This is a genomic window from Thermococcus aggregans (assembly GCF_024022995.1).
Lineage (GTDB): Archaea > Methanobacteriota_B > Thermococci > Thermococcales > Thermococcaceae > Thermococcus_A > Thermococcus_A aggregans.
Window position 1 is genome coordinate 1,282,857 of record NZ_CP099582.1, and the last position, 26,962, is coordinate 1,309,818.

A 26,962-nucleotide genomic window follows, 5' to 3' on the forward strand; every position below is an offset into this window, starting at 1 on the left:
GTGGGTAGGGAAAAGCGCACATAGTAAGGCCCTCAAATTAACCCCCAAAGTCTCTCAAGTCCCACACGAACCAGCCTTCATCTCTCAGCACTTCTTTCCCTTTTACTCTCCTTACCACGAGTCCATAGCTTTTTTCCCACTCCTCAAGACCAACGAGTTCTGCTTTCCTCTCTAGATCCCTTAAAATCCCCCTAGCCTCTCTTCTGCTCAGCTCTTTCCACTTTGTCTCAACAAAGAGCGCCTTCTTCTCCCTCTCATTTAAGGTTATGAGGTCAATCTCCTCTCCTTTCCTCCACCATTTTCCAACCTTCGTAAACCTAAAAGGAAGCTTACCTGCTCTGTTTAGCTCAATGAGGAATTGTCTGACAATTTTCTCGAAAACCGGGCCAAGGTAGTGGTTATAGCTCTGCTGTATTTCGCTCACGTCAAATATTCCCTCCTCTATAAGTGAGAGGTTTGGATAGATGAAGCGGAACCAGAAGGCGAGGAAATTATCTGCAACGTAATAGCGGCCCCGCTTGGAGTTTGGTTTTTCCGTCAGGGGTACTTCCCTTACCACAAGCCCGGTCTCGATTAAGTTCCGGAGGTATGGGGTTATCTCCGAGTGCTTCATTCCCGTGAAGTCCTTTATCTCCTTGGGCGTCGTCTTGCCGAGGGCTATTGCCTCAAGTATCCTCCTGTACGTCCTCGTCTCCGTGAACTCGTACCTCAGCAGGAAATCCACTTCGTCGCGGAAGAAGCTCACGGGGTTCTTCAGCTCCCTATCGAGCCACTCCCAGAAGGGCAACCTGACCTGTGTTATGTAGAAGGGAATCCCATCCGTCATGCCATAGACCTCTACAAGCTCTTCCCAGCTCGCGCGAGGAAAGAACTCCTTGAGGTGGAAGAACTTCAGTGGTTTAAGCTTCATGGAACCTGTTCTCCTGCCGTAGAGAGGGCTCTTGTAGCTGAGGACCTTCTCCGTCATCATGCTCACAGAGGAGCCGAGAAGAATGAGCTTCGTGTTTGAGTTAGCCAGTTCGGTATCGATGGCTCTCTGGAATATGCTCAAAATCCCTGGGTCTTCCTTTATCAGGTTCGGGAACTCGTCTATTACGATGATTTTGTCCCTTAAAGCGTGGAGAAGCGCCTCCCAGTCCTCACGGACATACCTTATCTCCGGAAAGACCCTTTCGGCAGTTTCCTTGAAGTGCCTCAAGTTATCCCCTTCAACGGCGAGGTAATAAACGTGGGGAAAGTCTCTCACGGCTTCAAGGACTAAGCGAGTCTTCCCAACACGCCTCCTGCCGTAGATAACGATGAGTTCAAACCCATCGCTTGAGAGCCTCTCTTTAATCGCCTCAAGCTCTTCTGTCCTGTTCACGAAGTGAGCCATATGATAATCACCATTATGATAATTGGGGTTATCATTTTAAGCTTTTTGGCAGGATGAGAATTGGAATTATGATAATTGGGGTTATCATATTGGGAGTAAGGTCTTTTAGCAGAGTCCTATAATTTTTAAAAACATAGAACAGAAACAACACCTGTTACAATCTTCCCTATCTGAGGATAATGTTACCAATAGGTATCTTCTGAAAATATTACACCTGCTTTTTCTTCGACAGGGGCGCTCTCTAGGATACTGTTAGAGGGCAGTATCGCCACAATGAACACGAAACCATTGTTATCGATTTCCACGGGATAAATTTTTATCTGGATTTTTTCAGACGCTAGGTTCCTATTCAATTGCTCTTGGATTAAGGTGATATCATCATTTTTTATCTTAAATGGTGAGGGGAAATAGTTGTCATCTAAACCATAGACTAGCGCAAGCCTTCTCAATATCCCGGTTTCAGGATCTGGTGAAATGTAGCTCCTAATATCATCGAGTATAGCATTAACAATTTTCTCAGGTGACCTGTATTTTGTAATCGTTTTTCCCGATTTTAGATCAATGTATGATTCACCTTCTTTGAATATTACAGACCCTAGTTTGGTTTTGAATAAGAGTTTAAGTTCTCTTTCGTAAATTAGATTAGAGAGTTCATCAAATACAAATTGTAGGTTGAATAACTTGTTTTCCCCGAGCAATTTAGAAATAGTCCCGTACATGACAAGTTCGAGGAGTGCTTTGGCCTTTCTACTATCTGCATCATCGATTTTTTTAAGTACAGTCTCTATAAACCGTTGAATCCCATCGGCACTATCTGAGACATTATTCCATATCTTGAGATTACCAAAAGTCGTTGGATTGTGAGAGATCGCATCCTTGACATTATTGTAATTAAGACTATCACCCACATGGAAAATCTCGATATCCCTTGAGTTTTTTAAAATCGCATTTCGCATATCCCACAAGATATCTCTAGAGGGCGCTATTCCAGGTTTCACTCCTGTAGAAAACAGCAACTTGAATCTTGGATGGGTTTTCTCGAAAATAGGATCATGCTCCCCCATCTGATGAATCCCATTCCAAGTTTCAATATATTTGGCTTGATTAGATAAGACTTTCTGCGGGCTATTAAGAGCACGAATATAAAGTATATATCCTGGAATTAACTGATTAAACACTTTTCTAGAGTGTATCAGATGGGGAATACCAAATGTATATTCCAGATAAAAGTCCTCAAAACTAGATTGTCTCCAATTTCCTTGAATTTCATCAAAAAATTTGACATGTTGTATTTCCAGTTGGTTTGAGCCTAATGCTAAGTACCAATTTTTCCCATATTGTAAAGTTTTCCACTAGCTAAAAGGTCTTCAAGTTGATCACCACTTATTGGTATGTTCAGGACTTGAAGGCCTAATTCTTTAGCAGATACAGTCAATATGATACTGCCTCCAAAGTCCCAATTTATAGACATGGTGTCTTCGATTCCAGTAAACTCAGACATGGCTTTGCTAATCTCTCTACTTTGCTCGTAAATATATGCATATATTTCATCATCTTTATCTTTCTCGAATAGAATCGCTCTAACTACATTCTGAGGAGCCAATAGTATCTTAACAGCCCGAATACTTGTTTTTGGTTGTGCGCTTTGTTCTGCGTTGGGTAGGGTAACATACTTTAACAACGTAGAGTCAATAGATGTATTTGACGTAGCATAGCTATTTAAGCTGGAAGGTATCTCTGCTATTGAAGGTATTCTCTTACAATGTGCTATCATTATGATGTTCACCAGTATGTACGACTAAAACCAGAAACTTTCCATATTCTTTTGACTTAGGATACAAATGAAGACGAAATTCATCTAAGAGTGATTCAATAATAGGGTCATACCGTCCCGCTTTAATATCTTCCTCGGTGGCATTGAGAAGGTTTATAATATGGTTACGTCATGAAGGTATCCTTTTAAACATCTGTGTTAGGGGTATTTTCTTTGTTAATCTCATCTTAAAGCTTTGAAGTATTTTTATGACATCTTCCCTGTTCTCTATAACCGAACGAATAGCTGAATCCTCGTGGGGTATCGCATCTTTCTCCCAAAAATATGCATAGCTGAAGTATCTTTCTTCCATCTTACTTCCCAACATTATATAGCCTAATCTAATAATTAAAGTTTTGTGGTTTTTGAAGATCCAAATTCTTTCTTTACTTATAGAAAGTAAAAATCCCTAAGATGGCCGTTTCTTGTGTCCAATGGTACTTTGTGTTTGACTCAAGAACCACATGAGGTAAAAGAATTTACAGCTGAGTCATACTATCGTAACGCCATAAATTAAATGATAGGCAACTAGATCTATACTAAAAACAGGAAAAAGGAGTGAGTAAGAGCTTTCAGTACAACACCACCCAGACTTCTTCCCCTTCTTTGTATCCTTCGCTGTCCTCGGGGATCTCAAGGTAAGCGTTGCTCTTAACTAGTGCGCTCATTATTCCGCTTCCCTTCTTTTTGATCGGCACTGCCTCGCCGTTTTCATAGGAAACCTTCACGAACTCGTGCCTTCCCAAGGATGAAGGGACTTTTTCTTTGAGCCTTGCCCTAACTTTTATGGGCTTGTAGTTCGCTCCGGAGAGCTTTGCGAGGGCATATTTAACGTAAAGGTGGAACTGGGCAAAAACCGCTGCCGGATAGCCGCTCATTACGAAGACCCTCTCACCGTAGCCTATCGGCCTTCCCGGTTTTATTGTCGTTCCATGAAAGAGCAGTTTAACGAATTTGTGGGCGTAATCTTTTTCTCCAAACGCACTGCCCCCGGTTATGAGGACGAGGTCGCATTCGCGCTTTGCCTTTTCAAGAGTTGCTCCAATTAGCTCTTCATCATCTGGTATTACACCGTAAAAGATGGGCTCGCCAAAATACTGCCTAACAAGGGCTTTTAGCATTGCAGAGTTGCTCTCTAGGATTTTCCCTTTGTTTAAGGCCTCTTCATCAAGCTCCTCTATTAACTCATCTCCGGTAACTATTATCCCAACTTTGGGCTTTCTCTTTACCTTAACGCTCTTTACCCCAATCCCCTTGAGAAGCCCGATATCTTGAGGCCTCAGAATCTGTCCCTTCTTGAGAACGACTTCCCCTTTCTTCACATCTTCCCCCTTGAAGGCAACGTTCTGTCCCGGGGCTACGGGCCTAAGGACGTAAATCTTATTGCCTTCTCTCTTCACTTTCTCTTGCTCGATGACCGCATTGGCACCTTTTGGCATTTTACTGCCCGTCATGAGCTTTATCGCCTTTCCATTGGTAACTTCCTTTTTGCTCTCCATTCCTGCAGTTATTTCGTCAATAACTTCAAGCTCTACGGGGGAGTATTCCCTAGCTTGAAAAGTGTCTTCCGCCCTAACTGCATATCCATCAACTGCGGAGCGATCAAAGGGTGGCAGGTCTATTGGAGAGACAACGTCCTCCGCAAGGACTCTCCCAAGAGCGTCATCGAGAGGAACTTCTTCAATTTCTTCAATCTCTTCTATGTCGTTTAGTATCATCTCAAGGGCTTTTCTATAGGGTGTTAACTGTTTGAACTCTCTCATATAATCACCTTCTAACGTTTAAGTTATAAGTTAAACCTCAAAACTTCCAACTATTCCCTTGCATGCTTAAGGATGTGGTAGGCCTCTTTTTTGATAATCTCAACTGCCGTCTTAACTGCATTCAAGCTACCCGGGAGGCAGAAGACAACTTTGCTCTCCTTGTCCCTTATTATTCCAGCCGTCGCTCTGCTTAGAACTGCTGCAGTTCCAACTTCTTCGTAGCTCTTTAGCCTAAAAATCTCACCAAAGCCCACAAGCTCTTTATCGAAAAGGGGTCTAAGAGCCTCTATCGTTACGTCTCTCCTCGTTATCCCGGTGCCACCGGTTGTGATAACAACATCGGCCTTTTCTAAAGCTTCGATAGCCGCCTTTATTATCTTGAGCTTCTCATCAGGGACAACCGCATAATAAACGTTTTCATTTCCTTCTTTTTTCAGCTCATCAATAATGTAATATCCGCTCAAGTCTTCCCTCTTCCCGAGGCTTGCCGTGTCGCTAACGGTTATAACTGCGAACTTAAACTTCTTTGGGGCTTTTGCCTTGTGTTCCTCGTGAGACATTTTTACACCACCGTTTAACATTTTGCAGAAAGGTTAATAACTTTTTAGCTCCTTCTGGCTTAAATTTTTTATAAGAAGAGGATTTCATAAATTAAGGTGGTTCTATGCACGAACTTTACACCGTCTTGGCTGAATACTACGATGTTATTTATCGAAAACGGGCTGAGAGAGTCAAAGATGAGATTGACTTTGTTGAGGGAATATTCAAGACGGATGCCAAGCGGGATGTGAAGAGGATTTTAGACTTGGCCTGCGGCACGGGAATTCCAACGCTGGAACTTGCAAAGAGAGGTTACGAAGTTGTGGGTGTTGACCTGCACGAGGAAATGCTCGAAGTTGCAAAGAGAAAAGCCGAAAAAGAAGGCTTAACAATCGAGTTCATTCAGGGAGATGCCCTTGAGATAAATTTTGAAGAAGAATTTGATGCAGTGACGATGTTCTTCTCCAGCATTATGTACTTTGACGAAGAGGACATCAAAAAACTGTTTAGCTCAGTGATCAAGGCCCTTAAGCCCGGAGGAGTCTTTGTTGCGGATTTCCCCTGCTGGTTCTATGGAGGAAGCGACGGCCCGATAGTGTGGGACGAGAATACAGATGAGGAGAGATTAGTGATTACGGACTGGCGAACGGTAGAACCTGCTTTCCAGAGACTCCACTTCAAGAGGCTCGTGCAGATAGTAAAGCCCGACGGGAGTGTTAGGGCATTTATGGTGGACGATGAGCTCAACATATACATCCCAAGGGAGATGCGGCTTCTTGCTGATGAATTCTTCAATGAAGTCAAAATCTACGGCCACTTAAAGAGGAGACTTGATCCAAAGGACAGAAGATACTGGCTTGTCGCAGTAAAGTAAACTTTTTAAACTTCAATCCCTCTTTCTTTTTGGTGGTGCATATCGTCAATCGGAACACCTATTGTTGAATTTAATGAAAAAAGATTCTTGTTTTTCTGGTTAGTGAACTTTCTGCCGGCACCACCAAGAGGATTAACCTTTTTAAGCTCCGCTTTTGATAGGTTAAACATCTCCAAAAGAGGTGAGAAAAATGCTTCCCAAGACCTATGACCCAAACGAGATAGAGCCAAAGTGGCAGAAGTTCTGGCTTGAGGAAAAAATCTACAAATACGAACTCGACGAAAAGAGACCGGCTTATTCTATAGACACTCCGCCCCCGTTCACGAGCGGAACCCTGCACTTAGGTCACGTGCTCAGCCACACATGGATTGACATAGTGGCGAGATACAAGAGAATGAGGGGCTACAACGTTCTCTTCCCGCAGGGTTTTGACAATCACGGCTTACCAACAGAGCTTAAGGTAGAGAAAGAGTTCGGAATAAGTAAAGACCAGCCAGAGGAGTTCCTTAAGAAGTGTGTGGAATGGACATGGCAGGCAATTGAATCCATGAGAAACCAGTTCATCAGGATAGGCTATTCCGCGGATTGGGACTTAGAGTACCACACAATGGATGACGAGTACAAGGCTTTAGTGCAGAAGTCCCTGCTGGAGTTCTACAAGAAAGGCCTCCTCTATCAGGACAAGCACCCGGTTTACTGGTGCCCGAGGTGTAGAACCAGTTTGGCAAAAGCAGAGGTAGGCTATGTTGAGGAGGACGGCTACCTCTACTACATCAAGCTCCCAATAGCTGGAGAAGATGATTACATCCCAATAGCCACCACAAGACCTGAACTCATGCCCGCGTGTGTTGCTGTTTTTGTTCACCCAGAGGATGAGCGCTACAAGGATAAGGTAGGTAAGAAGGTAAAGCTCCCGATATTTGAGAGAGAGGTTCCAATACTAGCTGATGAAGATGTGGATCCAAACTTCGGTACCGGAGCGGTGTACAACTGTACCTACGGTGATGAGCAGGACGTTGTCTGGCAGAAGCGCTACAACTTGCCCGTGATTATAGTTATAGATGAAAACGGTAGAATGAACGAAAATGCCGGCAAATACAAAGGCCTAACGACTGAAGAAGCCAGAAAGGCAATAGTAAAAGACCTTGAGGAGATAGGGCTTCTCTACGACAAAAAGAAAATCCGCCACCGTGTGCTCAGACACACAGAGAGAAGCTCATGTATGGCTCCAATTGAGCTCTTGCCGAAGAAGCAATGGTTCATAAAGGTGAAGGACTACACAGATGAGATAGTTAAAGTGGCCGAGCAGATCAAGTGGTATCCCAAGGACATGTTCCTTAGGCTCAAGGACTGGGCAGAGAGCATGGACTGGGACTGGGTAATAAGCAGACAGCGTGTTTTTGGAACGCCCATCCCATTCTGGGTCTGTAAGGACTGTGGAGAGATAATTCCCGCAAGAGAGGAAGACCTCCCAGTTGACCCAAGGTTTGACAAGCCACCCGTTGAAAAGTGTCCCAAGTGTGGAAGCAAGAACTTAGAAGGAGTAAAAGACGTCCTCGACTGCTGGGTAGATTCGAGCATAACCCCCCTCGTGATAAGCAAATGGCAAAAAGATGAGAAGTGGTTCAAGCACAACTTCCCAACATCCCTAAGACCACAGGGAACTGACATCATAAGAACATGGGCGTTCTACACAATCTTCAGGACTTACATGCTGACTGGACAAAAGCCATGGGATAATGTTCTCATAAACGGCATGGTAGCGGGTCCAGATGGAAGAAAGATGAGCAAGAGCTATGGTAACGTGGTCTCCCCAGAAGAAGTCATTCCAAAGTATGGAGCAGATGCACTAAGACTCTGGACTGCCTTGGCTCCACCGGGAGAAGATCACCCCTTCAAGTGGGAGATAGTCGACTACAACTACCGCTTCCTCCAAAAGCTGTGGAACATCTTCAGGTTCGCTGAAAGGCACATTAAGGGCTTTGACTACGAGAAGCACAAAGACATTGAACTGGAACCCCTCGACAGGTGGATACTTTCAAGGCTCCACCGCTTAATCAAGTTCGCAACAGAAGAGCTTGAAAAGTACCGCTTCAACCTGCTCACAAGAGAGCTTATGACGTTCGTATGGCACGAAGTTGCAGATGACTACATAGAGATGATAAAGCACCGCTTATATGGAGAGAATGAAGAGAGCAAGCTCAAGGCCAAGGTGGCTCTCTACGAGCTCCTATACAACATAACACTGCTCCTCGCACCTCTTGTGCCCCACATAACGGAAGAGCTCTACCAAGAGATGTTTAAAGACAAGGTTGGAGCCAAAAGCGTGCACCTCCTAGAGTGGCCAGAATACAGAGAAGATAGAATAGATGAGGAAGCAGAAAAGCTCGGAAAGTTCGCCAGTGAGATAATCGGGGCAATGAGAAGATACAAGAACTCCCACGGATTGGCTTTGAACGCCAAACTCAAGCACGTGGCAATTTACGCAACGGACAGCTATGAGATGTTAAAAGCCCTTGAAAGAGACATTGCTGGAACAATGAACATCGAAAAGCTCGAAATAATCAAGGGCGAGCCTGAGCTTGAGGAGAAGATTGCCGAAATCAAGCCAAACTTTAAGACCGTTGGGCCAAAGTACGGAAAGCTCGTGCCAAAGATAACGGCTTACCTCAAAGAGAATGCTGAAGAGGTTGCAAAGGCCCTCAAGGAGGCAGAAAAGGTAGAGTTCGAAGTCGACGGACAGAAGGTAGAGCTTGGCAAGGACGACATCGTGCTCAGGAAGGCGGTGTTCAGCGAGGGAGAAGAGGTAGAAACGGCAGTGGTTAGAGACGCCGTTATTCTCTTCTTCTGAAACTTTTTTTATGTTGTCCTATTTTATTTGGTGGTACCGTAAGTTACTTACGGGGGCATAAGTTACAGCTTTTAGAAAAAGTTAAATGACAAATTAACAGTTATAACAAAGCATCATGGCTTTTTTCAGTAGAATAACCCTATAGAGCTTGCCGTTGATTATTCTCGGCGTTGAGATCTTGTTTAGGTGCTGGATTCTCTTCCTCTCAAGGGCCACAAAGTTGAGCTCCCTTAAAACCTGGACAAAATCCTCCCACCTTATGTTGAGCCACTTTGAGTATTCATCGAAGAGCTCCTTTTCAACGACCAAGAACTTCTTTCCGTTTATCAAGAACCTTTTCTTGTGTTTTGGCAGCTCTTTTCTCAACCTCCACTTTGCGTGAAGGGGTGATTGAACTTCCAAAACTGCATCATCCATGGGCTTGCCCTCCAGAATCATTTTGAGCACAATCTCAAGAATGAGGTTTATTCTATCGGGGACACCGATTATATCCCCTCTCAGCGAAATCTTTCTTCTCAGGACTTTTATTCCCCTCTTTTCAAGCTCTTCTCCTATTTTAGGTGTGGTCTTCTTCTTTGTTCCTCCAGTGTCAACGATTCCACCGATTATAAATGCCCCGGCAGAGAAGTCCTCCTCATTAAGGTCTTCCCCAGCCCATGGGTCGAGAAGAACGACCTCTTCTATACCTTCTTTTTTGAGGAACTCCCACGTTGACCCCTCATAAGCGGTAACTTTCTCCAGCGGGAAGTTTGAGAGTTTTTTGAACTCCTCGTTAACCCACGTTACGGCTAAGCGGTCCCCCCACAAATAGTCCCTAATCACGCCATAGCTTTGAGAGGCTTGGAGGGCTACTTTTCTCTTCTCTTTCTCTGTGTGCTTTTCCCAGTGCATGAGGTCAATTATGAAATAGGGGAATCTATACTGGGAGAGCTTTTCTTTGAGGTCTTTTCCTTCGATAACAACTTCAAACTTGTCAAGGTGTGATGAATTTAATGGCAGATATGCAAAAAGGGCGCCCTTTGTTGGCTTTCCTTCCAAATCCCAGGCTATCGTCGTTGGCTCATTTACCTTCACGATTACGCCTTTTCCCTCAAGAACCGCTATGGCTATCTCCTGCAATGGTCTGCTGGAGTCTCTCTTGGGGATTCTCCTCGATAGGCTCCCGATTTTATCTATGCCCTTCTCCTTCAGAAGTTCTTTGAAAACATCACTGAGCTTCTTCATGGCCATCGTTTTGAGCTTGGAAGAGAGTTTTTAAGGCTTTCTCTCGGGATGCTGAATACCTATTCATTCCTAAGCACTATTGCCTGAACGTATTCTCCAAAATCTTCTTCTACTTTTTGGAGGGTCTCTCTGGTGAAGTTTGGGACGTAAACAAATACCAGATGTTCTTTCTCTTCTGCGAGGTATCCTTTTTCCTTTGCAATTGCCAGGATTTCTTGATTAAGCTTTGTCCAGTTGTGTCCATACTTTTCAAGAAGCTCCCATGGGTAAAGGTAAACATAGGGGTTGCCAATTACTTCGAGTGCTTCTTTTGAGGGAGCCGCGTAGAGAACTCTAACCCAACCATCTCTGTAAATATACATCTCCTCTCTTTTCTCAGAGTCTTCATAAAGAACCCAGAGAGGCTTGTAGGAGAGGTCAAAAGTGTATACACCTGTTCTTTTTCCTTTCCAGCTATCTGCCAGAACGGTTACCTTAACTCTTTGGTAGTCCTTCAAAAACTTGATTTCAAATTTTGGGAACGTAAGATCATCGGTACACATAACGGATGCAGGATTGCACTTCCACAGCTTAAAGGTGAGCTTTAGCTCGCTTCCTTCTTCTTCACACGCCAGCAGCTTGAGATAGTACATCCCGCTTGTTCCAAAGCTTGTGTGTATTATAACCTCTCCATTAATAGCCCCGGCCCGAGTGTGGGTATAATTAATAGGGCAAGCAGGTTCGGGGGCTGTGAAGTCCTCGTCGTATTCTCCCCGGACTTCTATTTTAACGGCCTCTGGAGGAATGCCCAGCTCTTCAATGGCTTTCATTAAAGCTTTTTTGTCTCCATATGGACTTATCGCAATATGAATGTAATTGTCCCTTGCAAGGCTATCCTTCCCAAGCCATATAGCGCCGATTCCATAGCTCGAATTCGCTGCTAAACGTTCAATCTTCACCCTCCAGAGAGCAAGATCGTTCTCGTCCCATGGCTGAGAGTTATCAGTATTGGAAGACTCCCTAATTGCATAATATGCTGGGAGAATGAGCAACGCTAAAATGACTACTAACACCAATCGGTTCATTGTTATTCCTCAATAGAAAAATCTCCCCCCAAATATAAAGGGGTTTCGATGGCTTCAAGAAAATTAGAAATGAAATCAGAAAGCAATCCCCATTTCCTCTGCGATCTTCCTGAGCCTCTCGATTCTCTTTTGAGTTGGTGGGTGTGTTGAGAACAGCTCTGCAAAGCTGATTCCCCTGAATGGGTTTACTATAAACATGTGTGCCGTTGCGGGATTGCCCTCTTTAAGGGGTCTCATTGAGACGGCGTATTCAATCTTTTCTAATGCCCTTGCTAGAGCCCATGGCTTTCCGCTTAACTTTGCACCGGTTTCATCTGCCAAGTACTCTCTGGCTCTGCTTATTGCCATCTGGATGAGCATCGCAGCTATTGGGGCTAAGACTATCAGGAGTATGGCACCCAGAGCACTGCTCGCATCTCTATCCCTGTCCCTTCCTCCAAATCCTCCAAGCCAGAGCATCCATCCTGCCCATCTTGCCACCATGATTATTGCTCCCGCCAACACAGCAGCTAAGGTTTGAATGAGTATGTCCCTGTTCTTTATGTGGCTTATCTCGTGGGCAATTACGCCTTCAAGCTCATCCCTGTTTAGTAGCCTCAAAAGTCCCTGTGTAACGGCAACTACAGCGTGCCTTGGGTTTCTACCAGTTGCAAAGGCATTTGGTGTCTCAGTTGGCACTAGTGCCACCTTTGGCGTGGGGATTCCGGCTTCTTGGGCAAGGCTCCTCACTATCTCATAAAGCTCTGGGGCTTCATCCTCCTCTAGGATTCTTGCCCTATACCACGTTAGGACGATTTTATCGCTGTACCAGTAGCTGAAGAAGTTCATCATTAGGGCAAAGATGAATGCAAAGAGCATTCCGGTCTCATTGCCCAGAACGTAGCCTATTGCCATTAGCAGACCGGTGAGGAAAGCCATTAAAACTCCTGTCCTAATCCACAGGCCTAGACCCACTCCTCATCACCTCCGAGCTTTAGATATGGTACTATCTCGTCGTAAAATTTTGTCCAGTCAACTATTCCGATTCTTCTTTTTATTCCCTTGTTAAGAATGTCCAAGATTTCGTTTACAACTTCCTCTGGGGATTTATCTGTGGTGTCAACCTCTATAATGTTTTCGTTTTCTTCTATTGCCTCCAAGAGGCACACATCCACAAGCTCTGCTTCGACGTTTTCGGCTATCTTTTCTTCACTGTAGCCTCTTTCTTTTAAACGTTCACCTATCAGCTTTGGATGGGCGCGGAGGATTATAACTTGGTCGGCTGGCATGAGGTGGCTTAGGTGACCATCAAGCACTACGTTTTTGTCTTTGAGCTTCTTCTCAACGTAGTACGCGAGTTCGTCAACCTCGACCTCAAGCTCATCCCCCTTCATCTCGCCTACACCGTGCTTTAAGGCAAACTCCCTTAAATCCACGTAAGCGTAACCCAATTTTTTCGCTAGAAGCTTTGCCACAGTTGTTTTTCCAACTCCGGGTGTCCCACTCACAGCGATTATCATTTTCTCTCACCTCATTAAATTTATTAACCCGAGGTTTTTAAAGATATAGTTTTTTCCGTCTATTGCCGATACAAACTTAGACATTAATCGGAAAGTTTTTAAGGAAGGAATGCGTATACTTTTTGGTGATTTCCTGTGGCGGATGATAAGCTTTTGCAAAAGAAGCTTGAAATCATTAAGAAGCAAAAGGAAAAACTATTGCTTGAGGAAGCCAGAATTTTGAGGATTCTTATGCAAGAAAAGATGAAAAAAAGCGCCAGCTAAATCAGAATACGTTGATCTTGTCCTCTAATATCATTTTTTGGATTTTTGTTATGTTCGCAAGCCACTCGTCCGCTATCTCATAGGCCTGTCTCTCGAACTGCTCTACTTTATAGCCGGACTTTGGAATCACCTGAATGCTTGCTACGAGGGGCTCATCAATTGGCTTTCCGATCTGGCTTAGGATTCTCACGTAAACTTCCTGTACTCCCTCTACCTGCTCGGCGATGTCGTTTGCTATTAAGTTAGCAAGGATGTTGTAGATCTTACCTACGTGGCTGACGGGGTTCTTACCGGCAGATGCTTCCATACTCATGTGCCTGTTTGGTGTGATTAGACCGTTTACTCTGTTTCCTCTTCCAACGCTACCGTCGTCTCCAGCCTCTGCTGAAGTTCCAGTGACTGTTATGTAGTATATGTCCCTTTCTGGGTCATCTGCGGTGTTTACGTAAATGTTGACTTTTCTGTCTGTGTACTGAGAAACAAGTTCTTTAACCGCGTTGTATATTCCCTCTTTAACTTCCATGTATTCCCGGGGGTTTTGAACTTCGCTGTCAACTATGGCAGCAGCGATTGTTAAGTCTATTTCATCGTCTTTCCTAAGACCCATTACCTTGATGTCTTCACCAACAGCTGGCCACTCTTTCTTGAACTTCTCGCTGTTAAGGAGCCTCTCAGTTTCAAGGACTATTCTTTCGGTCTCGCTCAATGGTGCGTAACCAACACCGAAGGAGGTGTCGTTTGCCAGAGGTATTGGGTTCTCCTTGATCTTATTGAAAACTCCAACAAGGTCAACGCTTCCCTGTCCTATTCTTGAGTCAATTATGACATGCTCGTTTACGTCCAAGTGTCTAACGGCCTTTCTTAGGTATTCTTTGGCAGCTTTGATGGCAACTTCATGAACTGGAAACATCTCCTTATCAACAAACTCAACTGCTCTACCTGAGAGAAGAATGTATATTGGCTTTATCACTTCACCGCCACCGAATCTTGGGTAAGCCCTTCCTCCCACGACTTCAACCTGGTCAGTGTTGTGGTGCAGAATAATACCATAGCGCTTTATGTACTCCCTTGAAAGTGCCCTGCTGACGGCCTCAGCTATTCCATCGGCTATGCTATCTGGATGACCGATACCCTTTCTCTCTACGAGTTCTACTCTCTGCATCTCTACCGGAGTTCTTACGAGCTCCTCAACAACGATATTTCTCTTCTTTTCAACCATGATCATCACCCCGAATGAATTCTTACGTGCATAGTCTGAGGGTTCCTTTATATACTTTTCGGCATGATATCATGGCTAAGATATAACTGCTAGTTATTCCGGGGAGAAAAGTTAAAATCTGTATCTGTGGAATATCTTAGTGGCATCCGACGTGCCCGGTAGCCCGACCGGAGGAGCGTTTGGGCAGCTATGAATCTGGGGGACGATACCGGGCATACAGGGCTTGGCCTCCGGGGCCGCTCGAGGTTGCCGAAAGGGCTAACGATGAAGGCGGTAGGATACGCCAAGCCCACATGGGAAGGTTTTTATCCTCAGGAGCAAACGTTTCCTTGGTGGTAAAGGTGAACATTTCTGAGGTAATAGCGGAGATAAGAGAAGTTCTTGATAAGAAGGACGAATTAAGAGAAGAGGCCCTCAAGCTTACTCGGGAAATCGTGAGGCTAAGTGGAGACTCAATAAAAGCCCTGCACAGGGGAGAGTTCAAGACTGCGGAGGAGAGGCTGAAAAAAGCCGAAGAGCTTGTTAAACAGCTAAAAGAAGAGCTCAAAGGCCATGAAGACCTATACTTTACAGGCTATGTTCAGAGTGCTCATCAGGAATATGTAGAAGCACTGCTATTTTACCGCTACCTTCTTGGGGAAGAGTTTCCGTCTCCTAAAGAAATTGGAATCCCCGAGGCCGATTATGCTCTGGGAATTGGGGACTTCATAGGGGAGCTAAGAAGGTATTTTCTGACGCTCTTACTGAAGGGAGAAATAGAGAGGGCTCAAGAAGTTTATGCGTTTATGGAGAAAGTTTACGACGAGCTTGTTACCCTTGAGTATCCAAAGGGTCTTGTAAATGTCAGACAAAAGCAAGACCAAGCAAGGTATATTTTAGAGAGAACTCTGGAGGATTTAACAAGGGCAAAAATTAACAAAGATCTGGAAAAAAAGCTCGAGGAGTTGAAGAATGAAATTTAAGAAGCTTGCAGATGTTCAAAGAAAGCTGAGCAAAAAAATAGTGGAAAAGCCCTTAGACATCTCAAAGGTCAAAACTATTGCCGCGGTTGATGTGTCTTACAAAGGAGACCGAGCAAGAGGTGCTTTTGTTTTGTGCTCCTTTCCCTCCTGTGAAGTTTTAAAAACAAAAGTCATTGAAACAGAAGTCAGCTTCCCCTACATCCCCACGTACTTCTTTTTGAGGGAAACAAGGCCAATATTACTGCTGTTAAAGGGCGAGGAGTTTGATGTTCTCCTTGTGGAGGGGCACGGAAAGGCGCATCCAAGGGGATATGGCTTAGCATCGCATATAGGTTTGCTGATCAACAAGCCCACAATAGGGGTCGCCAAAAAGCCTTTACGTGGAACCAAAGATTTCGTGAAGGTGGGAAAAGCTTATGTAAGTGTTGGCAATTTAATTGATCTTGACTCTGCGAAGAAGATTGTTGAGGCCATTAACGAAAATGGTTACCCAAAGCCTTTGAGAATTGCAGACAAACTTTCCAAGGGTGCTGAAAATGGAGGATATTAAACTGCTAATTTCCCTTGCCAAGAAAGGTGCCATCGGGGATAAAGTCAAGATAACTCTTAGAGAGCTTTCCAAGGAAATAGGGGTTTCTCCCCAAACAGTGCTGAGAAAGCTCGATGCCATGGAAAAAATGGGTTATATAAAGCGCGAGGTTTCTGGAAAGAAAACTTTCGTAGAGATAACCCCCGAGGGATTAAAACTTCTTGAGGATATATTTGACGAAATTGGAAAAATTCTGTACGGTAACTATATCCTAGGTGAAGTCGTTTCTGGAATTGGAGAAGGGAAGTATTATGTGGAGCAGTATAAAGACAGAATAAAGGAGTACCTCGGCTTTACTCCCTATCCGGGAACTCTAAACATTTTAATAATCTTCCCCAAGACGATTTATGATGCCCTCTACAACGTAGAGCCCATAATAATCCCTGGCTTCACTAAAGGAGGCAGGACTTTTGGAGACGTAAAGGCTTACAAAGTTAGGATAGACGGAATTGAGGGAGCTATAGTTATACCCTCTAGAACAATACATCCTCCAAGAATTGCAGAAATAATAGCGCCCGTATGTCTTAGAGAAAAGCTTAATCTAAAGGACGGTTCAAGGGTTAAAGTTGAGGTTGTGAAATAAATAGAACCCGAAACCTCGAATTATCCCTTGAGAACACTGCCGAGATGAGTAAGAAAATTTAAAAGGAAAACTCCCCAATTTCAAACGGTGAGTAATATGGTAATGAGGTTGTCAAAACTTTATGGAAAACAGATATACAACACCAAGGGATATTACATCGGTTACGTTGATGAGGTTCTGATAGAGATCGACAAAGGATACGGAAGAATACTGGCACTTGGGCTCCCGGGAGAAAAAGTCGGAATCCCCTATGAAAGGGTAACTGCAATTGGAGATATAGTGTTGATAGAGGCAAAGAAGGACTAAGCCTCTTTGGCATTTAATGCCTCTAAGAATTTCTCTGTTATTGCCTCTTCTACTAATTTTAGGAGTGAATCTTTGTCTTTAGCGAGTTTGAAGATTCCTAATGGTATCCTTGCTCCTCCTGATTGCGGATGCCCTCCGCCACTGCCAATCTCTCCAAAAGCCTCCTTCAAGACCTTGCCTATGTTTATCCTAACGTCCCTCGTTCTTGCGGAAATCTCAATTCTGTCGTCAACTATTCCAAAAACTAAGACAGTGGTAACTCCCTCCAGCCTAAGCAAAAAGTCTGCAGACTCTGCAATTGCATCCCTGTTGGTTATAAAGCCCACGTTTGATATGACGATGTTTTTGTACATCTTTCTGTTTAGGATTGCCCTAGCTAAGATTTCAGCGGTTTCGGTTGAAATGTCTGGAGACTCAATCTTTTCCAGAAGGTCATAATCCACTTTTCCTGCTAAAAATGCTAGTGCTTTAAGATCGGTATGGTTAAGCTTTGAGAATTTCTTCGTATCTACGTAGATGCCATAGAAGAGGCTGGTGCCAAGCAGTTCGTCGACCTCAATATTGAGGTGCTTCAGGTATTCCACCATTATTGAAGAAGTTGCGTTGACCTCTGGCCTAATGTCAAAAAATGCATTTTTAGGAAGCTTTTCTTCCAAATTTTGAAGGAGCTGATGGTGATCTATCAGTATTTCTATCTTCTTAAGGTCTTCATCGTCTAAAATGCTCAAATTCCCGTTGGGCTGACAGTCTACCAAAGCTATAGCAGAATGCCTTTTAATTTCATAGGAACCTGGAGAAACTTTTCTCATATCCAGCCCGAGAAGATTCACAAAAGCTCTGTTTTCATGGTGCGTTATTTCGCCCCCATAAACAATCGTAGTCTTTAGCCCCATGTTTTGAGCTATGGCTTGAAGTGCAGCAGCACTGGCCATGGCATCTGGATCGGGATTATCGTGCATGACTATTAAGAGTGAATCCGTCTTTTGTTTTATTTCCGAGAGCTTTTTGGTAAGTAAAACTGCGTTTTTCCTCTCTCCTATATCCTCCACCATTTCAACGATTGCTTTGATAAGAGCATCCCTTGGAGAGATAGCGTAGTCTATTTTAATGTCGGTTTCAAATTCCTCCTTTAGCTGAGAAGTTAGTTCTTCAACGGTCATGTCGTCTGGAAGTATAACTAAAACAGGAACTTCTGGAGTATTGTTTTTAATTGTCCGTATTGTTCTCTTTATCTTATTTACGTCCCTTGTTGTTATTATGGTTAAATCCGCTTTGTCAATGCCAGCTTTCAACAAAGATGCCGTATATGAGAAATCACCGTGAATAACACGAAATCCACTTTCGCTGAGGGACTGTGCTCTAATATCATCTTGCTCTATAATAACAACCTCGAACTCCCCTTTAAGCATCTGGGCAATACTTCTCCCTATGGTTCCTCCACCAAGTATCAACACTCTCATAGTGCCCACCTTGTAAATACAATGCCTAAATGTATGCTCATGATAAACTTTAACTCTAGTGGTTCGCTGAATCTTCATTCAGCCTTTGATTATATATATCTAATGGTGGTGGAGATGTAGCTCTCAAACGTCGCACTTCCAAAGCCAAACAGTATATAGGTCAGCAAAGAGTGATTGCCTGAAATTAATTTACAAAGCCCTTTCCAACCAAGAATGTGTTAAGCTCTTTTTAAAGATATTCACAAAAGAGGTATCAACAGAACATCCCGTAAAACTTAGAAGCGCAGGGATTAGCTCATGTAAGGTCAGCACTCAAGATCGTCATCATAGCAGCGCTCAGATCTGCCGAGGTCATCACCACTTATCTTTTAATAGCGAAGTTTTTAAGCTCTCTGGTGAGCACGGGGTAAGATAACTTTCGAAACGTTAAGCTTTTAAGCTGAGCGACCCTTCTTATCATCATGAGCACGTTACTTGGAGCACTGCTCGCATTGATTTCGGCATTTGGGTGGGGAACAGCTTCAGTTCTAGTGAAGATTGGAATGAGAGAAAAAAGTGCTGTTACTGTTAATATAATCCGGCTATACCTCACAGCAATATTCTATACCTTGCTCTTCCTAATCACTGACAGATACAAAGAGATATTGTCCCTTTCCCCCGAAATAATTTTGGTAACATTTATTTCAGGTCTCTTCGGTTTTGTTATAGGAGATTACTTTTATTTTAACGCGCTTAAGCTTATGGGAGTGTCCAGGACAGTCCCAATTACTTCGTCATACCCACTCTGGACGATGCTTTGGGCTTGGATGTTCTTTGGAAAGAAGATTACTGTGCAAACTCTCCTTGGAGCACTTCTCATATTTCTGGCAATTGTTATTGTTAGAAAGGGCGGATTAGATGAACGTCTTGACCCTAAGGGCTTTGTATATGCTATTTTAGCCCCAATTTCTTGGAGCATTGCGATAGTTTTGCTCGATCTCTTGTCTTTATATATCAGCCCCCTTTCGCTTGCAGGGTTTAGAATGATATGTGCTGCACTAGGAATTAGTATCTTCTTACCAAAGTATTCAAAGGAACTCAAAAGAGTTACTAAAAATGAAATAAAGGTTCTTTTAGGAGTTGCGCTGCTTGGATTAATAATTGGGCAATACGCTTTTGTAAAATCGGTTAGTCTTGTCGGTTCCCATATCTCAACACCTATCAGCGCCATAAATCCAATAATATCTTCTCTTCTGGCAGTTACGCTCTTAAAGGAGCCGCCGAACACCAAGATAATTCTGGGTCTTATACTTGCCGTTGCAGGTGTGGTCTTAATAACAACGGCGTAAAGGATTTAACCATTGAACCCTACTTTAGAATGCCGACAGCGAGGGGACAATCAGTCTCCTCGCATGGGCTTGGTCGAACCCGCCTCCGCGAGATATCGGGCTCTATGAGCGGAGCGTGCTCACGCCAAGCCCACAGGGCCGGTGCATCCACCCGCGTGAAAAATGAACGCGGGCCTCTGTTGCCGGCCCACAATTTCCAAAAAATTCTTATACCTCTCTTCTAAAGCAACCAAGAGGGATATCATGACTACGCTCATAATTGCAGAGAAGCCCAACGTAGCCAGGAAAATAGCCTATGCTCTCGCAGAGGGCAAACCAATAAGGAAAACTATTGGTAAAGTTCCATACTATGAGCTAACAAGAGATGGGAAGAAAATAATAGTGGCTCCAGCTGTTGGGCATCTATTCTCCCTCGCACCCAAAGAAAAAACCTATGGCTACCCGGTTTTTGATATAGAGTGGGTTCCCGTTTATGTTGCCGAAAAAGGAAAAAGCTACGCAAAGGAGTATATAAAAGCCCTGAGAGAGCTTGCAAAGAGAGCAGATGAGTTTGTCGTTGCATGTGACTACGACACCGAAGGAGAGGTTATAGGATATACAGCCTTAAAGTATGCTTGTGGAGTTGACCCTGCAAAAGCTAAGAGAATGAAGTTCTCCGCCCTTACAAAAAAAGACCTGCTAAGAGCTTGGTACAACTTAGAGCCGACTATTAACTTTGGGATGGCGGATGCTGGGATAGCGCGCCATGTTTTGGACTGGTACTGGGGAGTCAACCTTTCGAGGGCATTGAGCTCGGCCGTGAGAAAGGCCAGCGGTAAGTGGATAATTCTTTCCACCGGTAGAGTTCAAGGGCCAACCTTGAAGTTCCTGGTTGAGAGAGAGAAGGAAATAGAGAACTTCGTTCCCACGCCCTACTGGGTCATAAAAATGGTTCTCGAAAAGAACAACCAGCAGTACACTGCAACCTACGAGAAGGACAGAATATTAGACGAGGAAGAGGCCAAGAGAATCGTCCAGGAAGCTAAGAAAGGACCTGCCTTCGTCGAGAAAGTTGAGGTAAAACAGCAGCAGAGAAATCCTCCTCACCCCTTTGACCTTGGAACGCTTCAAAGGGAAGCATACTCCGCTTTTGGCTACAGCCCAAAGAAGACTTTAGACATAGCACAGAGACTTTATGAGATGTCTTTGTGCTCTTACCCGAGAACCTCGTCTCAAAAGCTCCCCAAGAACCTAAACTTCCGCTCTATAATTCAAAACCTCGCCAAGATTTCGGATTACAAACCCTTTGCACACGAGCTTTTGGGGAAAGGGGAACTCAAACCTGTAGAGGGAAAAAAGGAAGACCCTGCGCATCCAGCTATATATCCAACTGGAGAGCTACCTAAACCCGGAGAGCTAAGCAAAGAAGAGCAGAACCTTTATGACCTGATAGTTAGAAGGTTTTTAGCCCTTTTTGCGGATCCTGCAATCAGAGAGAGCGTAAAGGTTATCATAAACTCAAACAACCACCGCTTTATTCTCAGCGGTTCAAGAACAATTAAAGAGGGCTGGTTGAAGATTTATGGGAAATACGTTAGTTTTGATGAAGTTCTGCTTCCAAAATTTAAAGAAGAAGAGCCGATAAAAGTTATTCAAATTAAGCGGGAGAAAAAGAAAACCAAACCTCCCACAAGATATTCTCCGGCAAGCATTATCAAAAAAATGGAAGACCTCGGTATTGGAACCAAGGCTACGAGAGCTCAGATTTTGGAGACCCTATACTCGAGGGGCTACATAGAGGGCAAGAAGAAGATAAAGGTGACTCCCCTCGGTATGAAGGTAGTAGAAGCGCTGGAAAACAGCGTTCCTGACATAATAAGCGTTGAACTGACAAGAGAGTTTGAAGAAAAAATGGAGCAGATAATGCAGAAAAAGATAAGCAAGGAAAAAGTCATTGAGGAGTCCAAAGAAACCCTGTTAAAAATCTTAAAAGAGTTCAAACAGAAAGAGGGCGAAATTGGGAAGAAGCTCCTCGAAGCATTTATTGAGAGCCAAGGAAATAAAAACAGCAAAAAGAAAAAGAAAGAGAGTAAAGAGAGTAAGGTTGCAAAAGAGCTAACTGCGGAGGAAGAAGAGAGCATCAAAAAGTCGCTTGAAGAGAAAAAGTCCGCAGATACTATAATAGTTGGAAAGTGCCCTAAATGCGGTAGTGACCTTGTGGTGAAGTACAACAGAAAGACAGGCAAAAGGTTTGTGGGCTGCTCTAATTGGCCGAATTGTGACGTTACCTATCCACTTCTCCAACGGGGTGAAATAATCCCAACGGGTAAAACGTGCCCTGAATGTGGAAATGCCCCAATAGTGAAAATCAAAGAGCGCAACAGAGAATACGAGATATGCCTCGATATGAACTGCTACAAGAACCGAAAGAGAAGAAAAAGCTATTAGAAGTTATAACTTAAAAGTTAGAACTCTACAGGAGCTCTTTGAGAAGGGCAATCCTTCTTTTACTCATGAGCACTTTCGGATTCTTGAGGAGGGCTTTTATAACTTCTGTATAATCGCCGCCTGCAATTTTCTCCGCGTCTGCCCCGCTTAAGACTTGGATGAAGACATCCAGATCCTCGTCGGTCAGCTTCTCTACGGCTTTTCTGACTTTAAGAACCCTTTCAAGTCTTTTGCCATCTTTTTCCCACCATTCTTTTGTGTAGTTCTTTAGGAGCTCGAGGTTCTCTTCTTCGAGTGCTTTTACTATCCACTTGCTCGCTATTGTTCCCGCTTTCATTGCCTCTGCCATTCCACCGCCGTGCATGGGGTTCACTTGTCTGGCAGCATCTCCTACAACGACCACGTTGTCTTTGGCGAGCTCTTTGACAAAGCCCCCTACTGGAACAAGACCCACATTTATTTCAAGAAGCTTCTTTGCTGGAATGTTGTTCTCTTTAAGCCACTTGTCGAGGTAGTACTTAGCGGTTTTTGGATTATCAGAATTTATGCCTATACCGACGTTAGCTCTATCTTCATCTTTCGGGAAGACCCATACGTATCCTCTTGGTGCTATCTCATTGCCAAACCAGAGGTGAATCAAGTCAGGATCAAAGCCCTCAATAAGCATTTCATACTCATACGCTGAGTCGAACTCATGGGGAGGTGTATAGGTGTTTATGCCGGCCTTCCTCGCTATGGTGCTCTCAACACCATCCGCAGCTACAATAACCTCTGCGTAAATCTCTATGGGTTTTCCTTCGTGCTTTGCTTTTATGCCCTTTATGCGACCATTTTCTCTGATAACGTCGAGAGCTTCAGTCCTAACGAGGACATCTGCCCCAGCCCTTGCGGCATAAAAAGCCAGCATTTTATCGAACACTTTCCTTTCTAAAATAACACCACTTACGTCTTTGTACCTCATTTCAAGCTCGTAACCGCTGGGAGAATACAGCTTTGCACCATAGATTTCACGGTTTATGAAGCGTTTGTCATAGGGGATGTCGTAATTCTTAAAGACGTTTATGGTAATTCCTTCAGCACACTGCTTTGGAGCGCCTATAGCGGGCTTTTTATCTATGAGAAGAACAGAGTATCCTTCTCTAGCAACGTTTCTAGCAACTATTGGACCCGCAATCCCAGCTCCGACAACAACAACGTCGTATTTCATGGTTCTCCCTCCAAAGGTTCAGCACTTAACGCTCCTACTGGGCACGCATTTACACATGTCCTGCAGGAGATACATTTATCTTGAAAGAACTCCCATTTTGAAGCTGATACCCTTATTGCAAGAGCGGGGCAAACACCTGCACAGCCCCCACAGAGGTAGCACTTATCTTCATCTACGATGACTCTGATTTTCTCCGCCATGTTAATCCCCTCACTTCTATTCCTTTTTTCTGAGTTCTTCTTCATTAATCTCTATGAGATTTTCTTTTATGCTTAACGGTATTACCTTTGATAGTTCCTTAGCCTTTTCTTTGATTTCTCTTTCTTTAAGGTTTAGAACGTCGCTTAGTTCTTCTACTGTCGCTTTTCTATAGAGAAGGAGGTAATGCAGTATTGCAAGCTGGGTTATATCACCGATTTCCTTCAAATACCTCTCCTTAATGTTTTTCATGAGTTTGTTTCTGTAGCTCTCAATAGTTTTTAAGGCTTCTATCACCTGATCAAGCTTTTTATTTGCATCTATGAAAGCCTCTACCATAGAATGCAGGCTATCTGGGGACTTGTTAAGTTCATCAAGCCCGATTTCAAACTTCTCAAACCTTTCCGGAGAATTTAAGTCAAAACTTGTATACCAAAATATGTTGGGTGTAATGGTTACGAGAAACGTTTTTGAAACGGCTATGGAGTAGTATTTTCGTGCAGGCCCAATAAGCCCTTCTCCTTTTTCGTAGGATTTCAAAACTCCCTCCCTTTCCATTATCTTTAGGTGCTTTGAAACGGCAGTTGAGGAAACGTTAACCTTGTTGCTGAGCAGGCTAAAGTAGCATTCGGTACATGTCAAGTGGCTGAGCAGATCTCTCCTTACCTTGTTCCCTAGGATGTAGAATATATCCGGTTCAGACATGTCGCTCACCTACCCAAATCTGTATCGTAAAGTTTATATACCGTCATCTTAACCTTTGGTTGAAAACTCTAAATTTACAAAGGCTCCGTAGATATGTTGAATCCAAAGGTTAAAAAGCTTTAGTTTGAAACTGATTGGAGGTGTGTGGAAATGGCACTTATTAGCGATGGGGACAAGAAGATAATTAAGGAAGAGTTCTTTTCAAAGCTAGTTAACCCGGTCAAGATTATCGTCTTCACGGGGAAGGAACACTGCCAGTACTGTGACCAGCTGAAGCAGCTTGTTGAGGAGATTAGTGAGCTAAGCGACCTTATAAGCTACGAGATACACGACTTTGACAGCGAGAAGGAGCTAGCTGAAAAATACAGAATTGACAGAGCTCCAGCCACCATAATAACACAAGACGGAAAAGACCTTGGAGTCAGGTACTTTGGCCTTCCAGCAGGGCACGAATTTGGATCATTTTTAGAGGACATCGTAGACATCTCAAGAGGCGAGACCGATCTTGAAGAAGACACTAAAGAAGCAGTGAGGAACATTGAAAAGGACGTCGAAATATATGTCTTCGTTACCCCAACATGCCCCTACTGCCCAGCAGCCGTTAGAATGGCGCACAAATTTGCAATTGAGAATGCATTAGCCGGAAAGGGCAAGATTCTCGGAGACATGATTGAAGCAATAGAATTCCCCGAGTGGGCAGACCAGTACAGCGTTATGGCGGTTCCAAAAGTCGTTATAAGAGTTGATGGTGAAGACAAGGTTTCATTCGAGGGAGCTTACCCAGAGAAGCTGTTCCTTGAGAAGCTTCTCCAAGCCCTAGAGTGAAACTTTTTAGCCCTTCTTTTCTTCTTGTATTTAGGTGTCTCTTGTGAGAACGTTCATAATAAAAGCCAATAAAGCTCACACAAGGGCAGATTTCAGTCTTAAAGACCTTCCCGGAACAAGCGGAAGGATTGACCTATTGTGCAGATCCCTGAACTCAGCGTTTCTCCTTTCTCATGGGTTTAGGAAGAACGTTAGAGTATGGCTTAACCTTAACGGGCCTCCCGACCCGCCAAAGACCATTAGGTTCGAAGGGAGCGAAATAAAGCCAAAGACAATAAATCCAGACGAAATGAGCTTAGTTAAAATAATAGTAAAAGCCCTAAGAGCTGGAGAAAGCATAAAAGATCCCGCAAAAGAGCACCCCCTTCTTCCGGGCGTTTATGTGAGCAACTTAAGATTTGAAGACGTTGTAAGGAGGACACTCAAAAACTCTACCCTTTACTACCTTCACGAAGAGGGAAAGCCGATCGAAAAAATAAACTTCAAAGGCAACGTAGCCTTTATTCTGGGAGACCACGAGGGGTTAACCGAAGAAGACGAGAAGCTCCTCGAAGGGATAGCAGAAAAAGTTAGTGTGGGAAAAAAGAGCTATCTAACATCCCATGTGATAGCTTACGTCAACATCTTTCTGGACAAGCACCTCTAATCATTAAGCAGCTTCTCAATCTCGTCGGTTTTTAGAAACCTCCCGCTGTCGTAGATTAGCTCTCCCCCAACGAAGACCTTTTCCACATCGCTTCCCCTTGCTGAATAGACAATGTGCGAGAGCATGTTTTCGTGAGGCATGAAATGGAGCTTCTTTGTGTTTATGAGGACAAGATCCGCTAGGTAGCCTTCTTTTATAAGGCCGGCTTTTATTCCCAATGCCTTAGCTCCCCCAACTGTTGCCCAGTAAAATACCTCCTTTGCTGTTGGCTTTGTGGGGTCTCTTTGCTTTACCTTGTTGAGTATCGCCGCAAACTTCATTTCGAGGATCATGTCGAGGGAATTATTGGAAACTGCACAGTCATTTCCAAGGGCTATTCTTCCGCCAAGCTCCCAGAGGTCTATTATTGGAGCTACCTCTCCTTCGAGCTTTGCCAAACTTGTGGGACAGTGAACAAGGGTTGCATCGCTCTCTGCCCAGATCTTGACCTCGTCTTTTGAGAGATACACTCCGTGAACCCCTATGAAGTATTCCTTTAACATTCCTAAGTCATTTAGGTATTCAACCGGCAGCTTCTTTTCTCTCTTTTTGACTCGGAGGACTTCCTCTTTGCTCTGGGAGACGTGCATATGGACCAATGCATTCTCCTTCTCTGCGATTTCCTTGACTTCCATTAGCAGATCACTTGAAACCGTATCAGTTGCGTGCGGAGCCAAAGTAGGCTTTACAAGGGAATTCTTTTTCCATTTTTTGAAGAATCTAAACCCCATCTCAGGCTCTGCTATGGGCATTTCAACGAGGTCCATCATTGTCTGCCCAATAAAGGCCCTAACACCCAACTTTTCTGCTGCTTCTGCTATTTTCCATGCAAAGAAGTAGTGGTCGTTTATTATCGTCGAGCCATTTGATACTGCCTCGGCGATTCCTATTAGAGCCCACTTGTAGATTTCTTCCTCGTTCCATTCTTTCTCCATTGGCCATATCACTTCGTTAAGCCATCTGTCTAGGGGCATGTCATCTCCAAATCCCCTAAATTTGTTCATCGCGACGTGAGTGTGAGCATTGATAAGCCCCGGTATGAGGAGATAGCCTTTTCCTCCAAAGGTTTCATCTACATCGAATTCCTTCAGACTTTCGCGGGGAATTACTCCAGTTATCCTATCATTTTCTATAAGAACAACAACGTCCCTCTTAAGCCCCTCTGCATCGAGGGCATAATCGGCTATAATTGCTTTCACAG

28 protein-coding genes are annotated in these 26,962 nt (G+C 43.9%); 11 read left to right on the top strand and 17 right to left on the bottom strand.

Translation table 11 applies throughout. The features are described from left to right. Positions 1 to 37: 37 nt before the first annotated feature. The 6 genes from NF865_RS07015 to NF865_RS07040 all read right to left on the bottom strand — a co-directional run bounded on the left by NF865_RS07015 (position 38) and on the right by NF865_RS07040 (position 5,511). The gene (locus NF865_RS07015; protein WP_253304043.1) at positions 38 to 1,375 is read right to left on the bottom strand and encodes an ATP-binding protein; all 1,338 of its coding nucleotides are present in this window, start codon (positions 1,373 to 1,375) and stop codon (positions 38 to 40) included. A gap of 182 nt (positions 1,376 to 1,557) precedes the next feature. Further along, positions 1,558 to 2,439: a hypothetical protein gene (locus NF865_RS07020; protein ID WP_253304044.1), complete on the bottom strand. Its 882-nt coding sequence runs from the start codon at positions 2,437 to 2,439 to the stop codon at positions 1,558 to 1,560. A 251-nt stretch (positions 2,440 to 2,690) separates the two neighbouring features. Then, entirely contained in the window at positions 2,691 to 3,161 is a 471-nt protein-coding gene (locus NF865_RS07025) for a hypothetical protein (RefSeq protein WP_253304045.1), read from the bottom strand. Positions 3,162 to 3,318: 157 nt separating this feature from the next. Continuing rightward, positions 3,319 to 3,513, bottom strand: coding sequence for a hypothetical protein (locus NF865_RS07030; protein ID WP_253304046.1), 195 nt, complete (start codon positions 3,511 to 3,513; stop codon positions 3,319 to 3,321). Between the two features lie 247 nt (positions 3,514 to 3,760). After that, positions 3,761 to 4,951 carry a molybdopterin molybdotransferase MoeA gene (locus NF865_RS07035; protein ID WP_253304047.1) on the bottom strand — a complete coding sequence of 397 codons (1,191 nt, stop codon included), beginning with the start codon at positions 4,949 to 4,951 and terminating at the stop codon, positions 3,761 to 3,763. A gap of 50 nt (positions 4,952 to 5,001) precedes the next feature. Beyond that, positions 5,002 to 5,511 (bottom strand): MogA/MoaB family molybdenum cofactor biosynthesis protein, encoded by a 510-nt coding sequence (locus NF865_RS07040; RefSeq protein ID WP_253304048.1) that lies wholly within the window; start codon positions 5,509 to 5,511, stop codon positions 5,002 to 5,004. 104 nt (positions 5,512 to 5,615) lie between these two features. Between NF865_RS07040 and NF865_RS07045 the strand changes: the two genes are divergently transcribed. Continuing rightward, entirely contained in the window at positions 5,616 to 6,365 is a 750-nt protein-coding gene (locus NF865_RS07045; protein WP_253304049.1) for a class I SAM-dependent methyltransferase, read from the top strand. Between the two features lie 5 nt (positions 6,366 to 6,370). On the opposite strand, the gene NF865_RS07050 is transcribed toward NF865_RS07045, so the two are convergent. Then, positions 6,371 to 6,541, bottom strand: coding sequence for a hypothetical protein (locus tag NF865_RS07050; RefSeq protein WP_253304050.1), 171 nt, complete (start codon positions 6,539 to 6,541; stop codon positions 6,371 to 6,373). A gap of 14 nt (positions 6,542 to 6,555) precedes the next feature. On the opposite strand from NF865_RS07050, the gene NF865_RS07055 reads away from it, so the two are divergent. Further along, positions 6,556 to 9,216, top strand: coding sequence for a valine--tRNA ligase (locus tag NF865_RS07055; protein WP_253304051.1), 2,661 nt, complete (start codon positions 6,556 to 6,558; stop codon positions 9,214 to 9,216). Between the two features lie 93 nt (positions 9,217 to 9,309). Here the strand turns inward: NF865_RS07055 and trm10 are convergent, their stop codons facing one another. The 4 genes from trm10 to NF865_RS07075 form a co-directional block, all read right to left on the bottom strand. Then, on the bottom strand, positions 9,310 to 10,440 hold the full coding sequence (gene trm10, locus NF865_RS07060; protein WP_253305609.1) for a tRNA (guanine(9)-/adenine(9)-N1)-methyltransferase: 1,131 nt from the start codon (positions 10,438 to 10,440) through the stop codon (positions 9,310 to 9,312). Positions 10,441 to 10,499: 59 nt separating this feature from the next. Next, entirely contained in the window at positions 10,500 to 11,504 is a 1,005-nt protein-coding gene (locus NF865_RS07065; protein ID WP_253304052.1) for a hypothetical protein, read from the bottom strand. Between the two features lie 75 nt (positions 11,505 to 11,579). Beyond that, positions 11,580 to 12,458, bottom strand: coding sequence for a zinc metalloprotease HtpX (gene htpX, locus NF865_RS07070; RefSeq protein WP_253304053.1), 879 nt, complete (start codon positions 12,456 to 12,458; stop codon positions 11,580 to 11,582). Beyond that, positions 12,449 to 13,003: an adenylate kinase family protein gene (locus tag NF865_RS07075; protein ID WP_253304054.1), complete on the bottom strand. Its 555-nt coding sequence runs from the start codon at positions 13,001 to 13,003 to the stop codon at positions 12,449 to 12,451. Before NF865_RS07075 ends, htpX begins: the two co-directional genes overlap by 10 nt. A 135-nt stretch (positions 13,004 to 13,138) precedes the next feature. Between NF865_RS07075 and NF865_RS10405 the strand changes: the two genes are divergently transcribed. Then, entirely contained in the window at positions 13,139 to 13,267 is a 129-nt protein-coding gene (locus NF865_RS10405) for a hypothetical protein (protein WP_301281852.1), read from the top strand. Between the two features lies 1 nt (position 13,268). Here NF865_RS10405 and NF865_RS07080 read toward each other — a convergent pair whose 3' ends face one another. Beyond that, entirely contained in the window at positions 13,269 to 14,486 is a 1,218-nt protein-coding gene (locus NF865_RS07080; RefSeq protein WP_253304055.1) for a methionine adenosyltransferase, read from the bottom strand. A 341-nt stretch (positions 14,487 to 14,827) separates the two neighbouring features. Between NF865_RS07080 and NF865_RS07085 the strand changes: the two genes are divergently transcribed. The 4 genes from NF865_RS07085 (at position 14,828) to NF865_RS07100 (ending at position 16,926) form a co-directional block, all read left to right on the top strand. Beyond that, positions 14,828 to 15,448, top strand: a complete 621-nt coding sequence (locus NF865_RS07085; RefSeq protein ID WP_253305610.1) for a translin family protein — start codon at positions 14,828 to 14,830, stop codon at positions 15,446 to 15,448. Then, a complete protein-coding gene (locus NF865_RS07090; protein ID WP_253304056.1) occupies positions 15,438 to 15,998 on the top strand; it encodes an endonuclease V in 561 nt (186 codons plus the stop codon). Before NF865_RS07085 ends, NF865_RS07090 begins: the two co-directional genes overlap by 11 nt. Then, on the top strand, positions 15,985 to 16,620 hold the full coding sequence (locus NF865_RS07095) for a DUF120 domain-containing protein (RefSeq protein ID WP_253304057.1): 636 nt from the start codon (positions 15,985 to 15,987) through the stop codon (positions 16,618 to 16,620). Before NF865_RS07090 ends, NF865_RS07095 begins: the two co-directional genes overlap by 14 nt. A 96-nt stretch (positions 16,621 to 16,716) precedes the next feature. Then, positions 16,717 to 16,926 carry a PRC-barrel domain-containing protein gene (locus tag NF865_RS07100; protein ID WP_253305611.1) on the top strand — a complete coding sequence of 70 codons (210 nt, stop codon included), beginning with the start codon at positions 16,717 to 16,719 and terminating at the stop codon, positions 16,924 to 16,926. On the opposite strand, the gene NF865_RS07105 is transcribed toward NF865_RS07100, so the two are convergent. After that, positions 16,923 to 18,386, bottom strand: a complete 1,464-nt coding sequence (locus NF865_RS07105; RefSeq protein ID WP_253304058.1) for a DHH family phosphoesterase — start codon at positions 18,384 to 18,386, stop codon at positions 16,923 to 16,925. The genes NF865_RS07100 and NF865_RS07105 overlap by 4 nt on opposite strands. A gap of 461 nt (positions 18,387 to 18,847) precedes the next feature. On the opposite strand from NF865_RS07105, the gene NF865_RS07110 reads away from it, so the two are divergent. Together NF865_RS07110 and topA are read left to right on the top strand one after the other, a co-directional pair. After that, entirely contained in the window at positions 18,848 to 19,714 is an 867-nt protein-coding gene (locus NF865_RS07110) for a DMT family transporter (protein WP_253304059.1), read from the top strand. Positions 19,715 to 19,957: 243 nt separating this feature from the next. Then, positions 19,958 to 22,141: a DNA topoisomerase I gene (gene topA / locus NF865_RS07115; protein ID WP_253304060.1), complete on the top strand. Its 2,184-nt coding sequence runs from the start codon at positions 19,958 to 19,960 to the stop codon at positions 22,139 to 22,141. A 25-nt stretch (positions 22,142 to 22,166) separates the two neighbouring features. Here topA and NF865_RS07120 read toward each other — a convergent pair whose 3' ends face one another. Genes NF865_RS07120 through surR form a run of 3 tightly spaced genes read right to left on the bottom strand, consistent with a single transcriptional unit; the run spans position 22,167 to position 24,251 of the window. Beyond that, positions 22,167 to 23,348 (bottom strand): geranylgeranyl reductase family protein, encoded by a 1,182-nt coding sequence (locus NF865_RS07120; protein ID WP_253304061.1) that lies wholly within the window; start codon positions 23,346 to 23,348, stop codon positions 22,167 to 22,169. Beyond that, a complete protein-coding gene (locus tag NF865_RS07125) occupies positions 23,345 to 23,548 on the bottom strand; it encodes a DUF362 domain-containing protein (protein ID WP_253304062.1) in 204 nt (67 codons plus the stop codon). Before NF865_RS07125 ends, NF865_RS07120 begins: the two co-directional genes overlap by 4 nt. A gap of 16 nt (positions 23,549 to 23,564) precedes the next feature. Then, a complete protein-coding gene (gene surR / locus NF865_RS07130; protein WP_253304063.1) occupies positions 23,565 to 24,251 on the bottom strand; it encodes a sulfur metabolism transcriptional regulator SurR in 687 nt (228 codons plus the stop codon). A 150-nt stretch (positions 24,252 to 24,401) separates the two neighbouring features. Between surR and pdo the strand changes: the two genes are divergently transcribed. Continuing rightward, positions 24,402 to 25,076 carry a protein disulfide oxidoreductase gene (gene pdo / locus NF865_RS07135; RefSeq protein WP_253304064.1) on the top strand — a complete coding sequence of 225 codons (675 nt, stop codon included), beginning with the start codon at positions 24,402 to 24,404 and terminating at the stop codon, positions 25,074 to 25,076. Between the two features lie 43 nt (positions 25,077 to 25,119). Beyond that, complete coding sequence (gene trmY, locus NF865_RS07140; protein ID WP_253304065.1) at positions 25,120 to 25,722, top strand: tRNA (pseudouridine(54)-N(1))-methyltransferase TrmY; 603 nt, start codon at positions 25,120 to 25,122, stop codon at positions 25,720 to 25,722. On the opposite strand, the gene NF865_RS07145 is transcribed toward trmY, so the two are convergent. Next, a complete protein-coding gene (locus NF865_RS07145) occupies positions 25,719 to 26,960 on the bottom strand; it encodes an amidohydrolase (protein WP_253304066.1) in 1,242 nt (413 codons plus the stop codon). The two genes, trmY and NF865_RS07145, sit on opposite strands and share 4 nt — an antisense overlap. Positions 26,961 to 26,962 lie beyond the last annotated feature (2 nt).

Bases quoted from the DNA above. Each gene is read 5' to 3' on its own strand.
- NF865_RS07095 (WP_253304057.1), top strand. From the start codon at position 15,985: ATGGAGGATATTAAACTGCTAATTTCCCTTGCCAAGAAAGGTGCCATC.
- NF865_RS07075 (WP_253304054.1), bottom strand. From the start codon at position 13,003: ATGATAATCGCTGTGAGTGGGACACCCGGAGTTGGAAAAACAACTGTG.
- topA (WP_253304060.1), top strand. From the start codon at position 19,958: ATGACTACGCTCATAATTGCAGAGAAGCCCAACGTAGCCAGGAAAATA.
- surR (WP_253304063.1), bottom strand. From the start codon at position 24,251: ATGTCTGAACCGGATATATTCTACATCCTAGGGAACAAGGTAAGGAGA.
- NF865_RS07055 (WP_253304051.1), top strand. From the start codon at position 6,556: ATGCTTCCCAAGACCTATGACCCAAACGAGATAGAGCCAAAGTGGCAG.
- NF865_RS07040 (WP_253304048.1), bottom strand. From the start codon at position 5,511: ATGTCTCACGAGGAACACAAGGCAAAAGCCCCAAAGAAGTTTAAGTTC.
- NF865_RS07110 (WP_253304059.1), top strand. From the start codon at position 18,848: ATGAGCACGTTACTTGGAGCACTGCTCGCATTGATTTCGGCATTTGGG.
- NF865_RS07035 (WP_253304047.1), bottom strand. From the start codon at position 4,951: ATGAGAGAGTTCAAACAGTTAACACCCTATAGAAAAGCCCTTGAGATG.
- NF865_RS07090 (WP_253304056.1), top strand. From the start codon at position 15,438: ATGAAATTTAAGAAGCTTGCAGATGTTCAAAGAAAGCTGAGCAAAAAA.
- NF865_RS07105 (WP_253304058.1), bottom strand. From the start codon at position 18,386: ATGAGAGTGTTGATACTTGGTGGAGGAACCATAGGGAGAAGTATTGCC.
- NF865_RS07015 (WP_253304043.1), bottom strand. From the start codon at position 1,375: ATGGCTCACTTCGTGAACAGGACAGAAGAGCTTGAGGCGATTAAAGAG.
- NF865_RS07080 (WP_253304055.1), bottom strand. From the start codon at position 14,486: ATGGTTGAAAAGAAGAGAAATATCGTTGTTGAGGAGCTCGTAAGAACT.
- pdo (WP_253304064.1), top strand. From the start codon at position 24,402: ATGGCACTTATTAGCGATGGGGACAAGAAGATAATTAAGGAAGAGTTC.
- NF865_RS07125 (WP_253304062.1), bottom strand. From the start codon at position 23,548: ATGGCGGAGAAAATCAGAGTCATCGTAGATGAAGATAAGTGCTACCTC.
- NF865_RS07020 (WP_253304044.1), bottom strand. From the start codon at position 2,439: ATGGGGGAGCATGATCCTATTTTCGAGAAAACCCATCCAAGATTCAAG.
- NF865_RS07045 (WP_253304049.1), top strand. From the start codon at position 5,616: ATGCACGAACTTTACACCGTCTTGGCTGAATACTACGATGTTATTTAT.
- NF865_RS07100 (WP_253305611.1), top strand. From the start codon at position 16,717: ATGGTAATGAGGTTGTCAAAACTTTATGGAAAACAGATATACAACACC.
- NF865_RS07065 (WP_253304052.1), bottom strand. From the start codon at position 11,504: ATGAACCGATTGGTGTTAGTAGTCATTTTAGCGTTGCTCATTCTCCCA.
- trm10 (WP_253305609.1), bottom strand. From the start codon at position 10,440: ATGAAGAAGCTCAGTGATGTTTTCAAAGAACTTCTGAAGGAGAAGGGC.
- NF865_RS07120 (WP_253304061.1), bottom strand. From the start codon at position 23,348: ATGAAATACGACGTTGTTGTTGTCGGAGCTGGGATTGCGGGTCCAATA.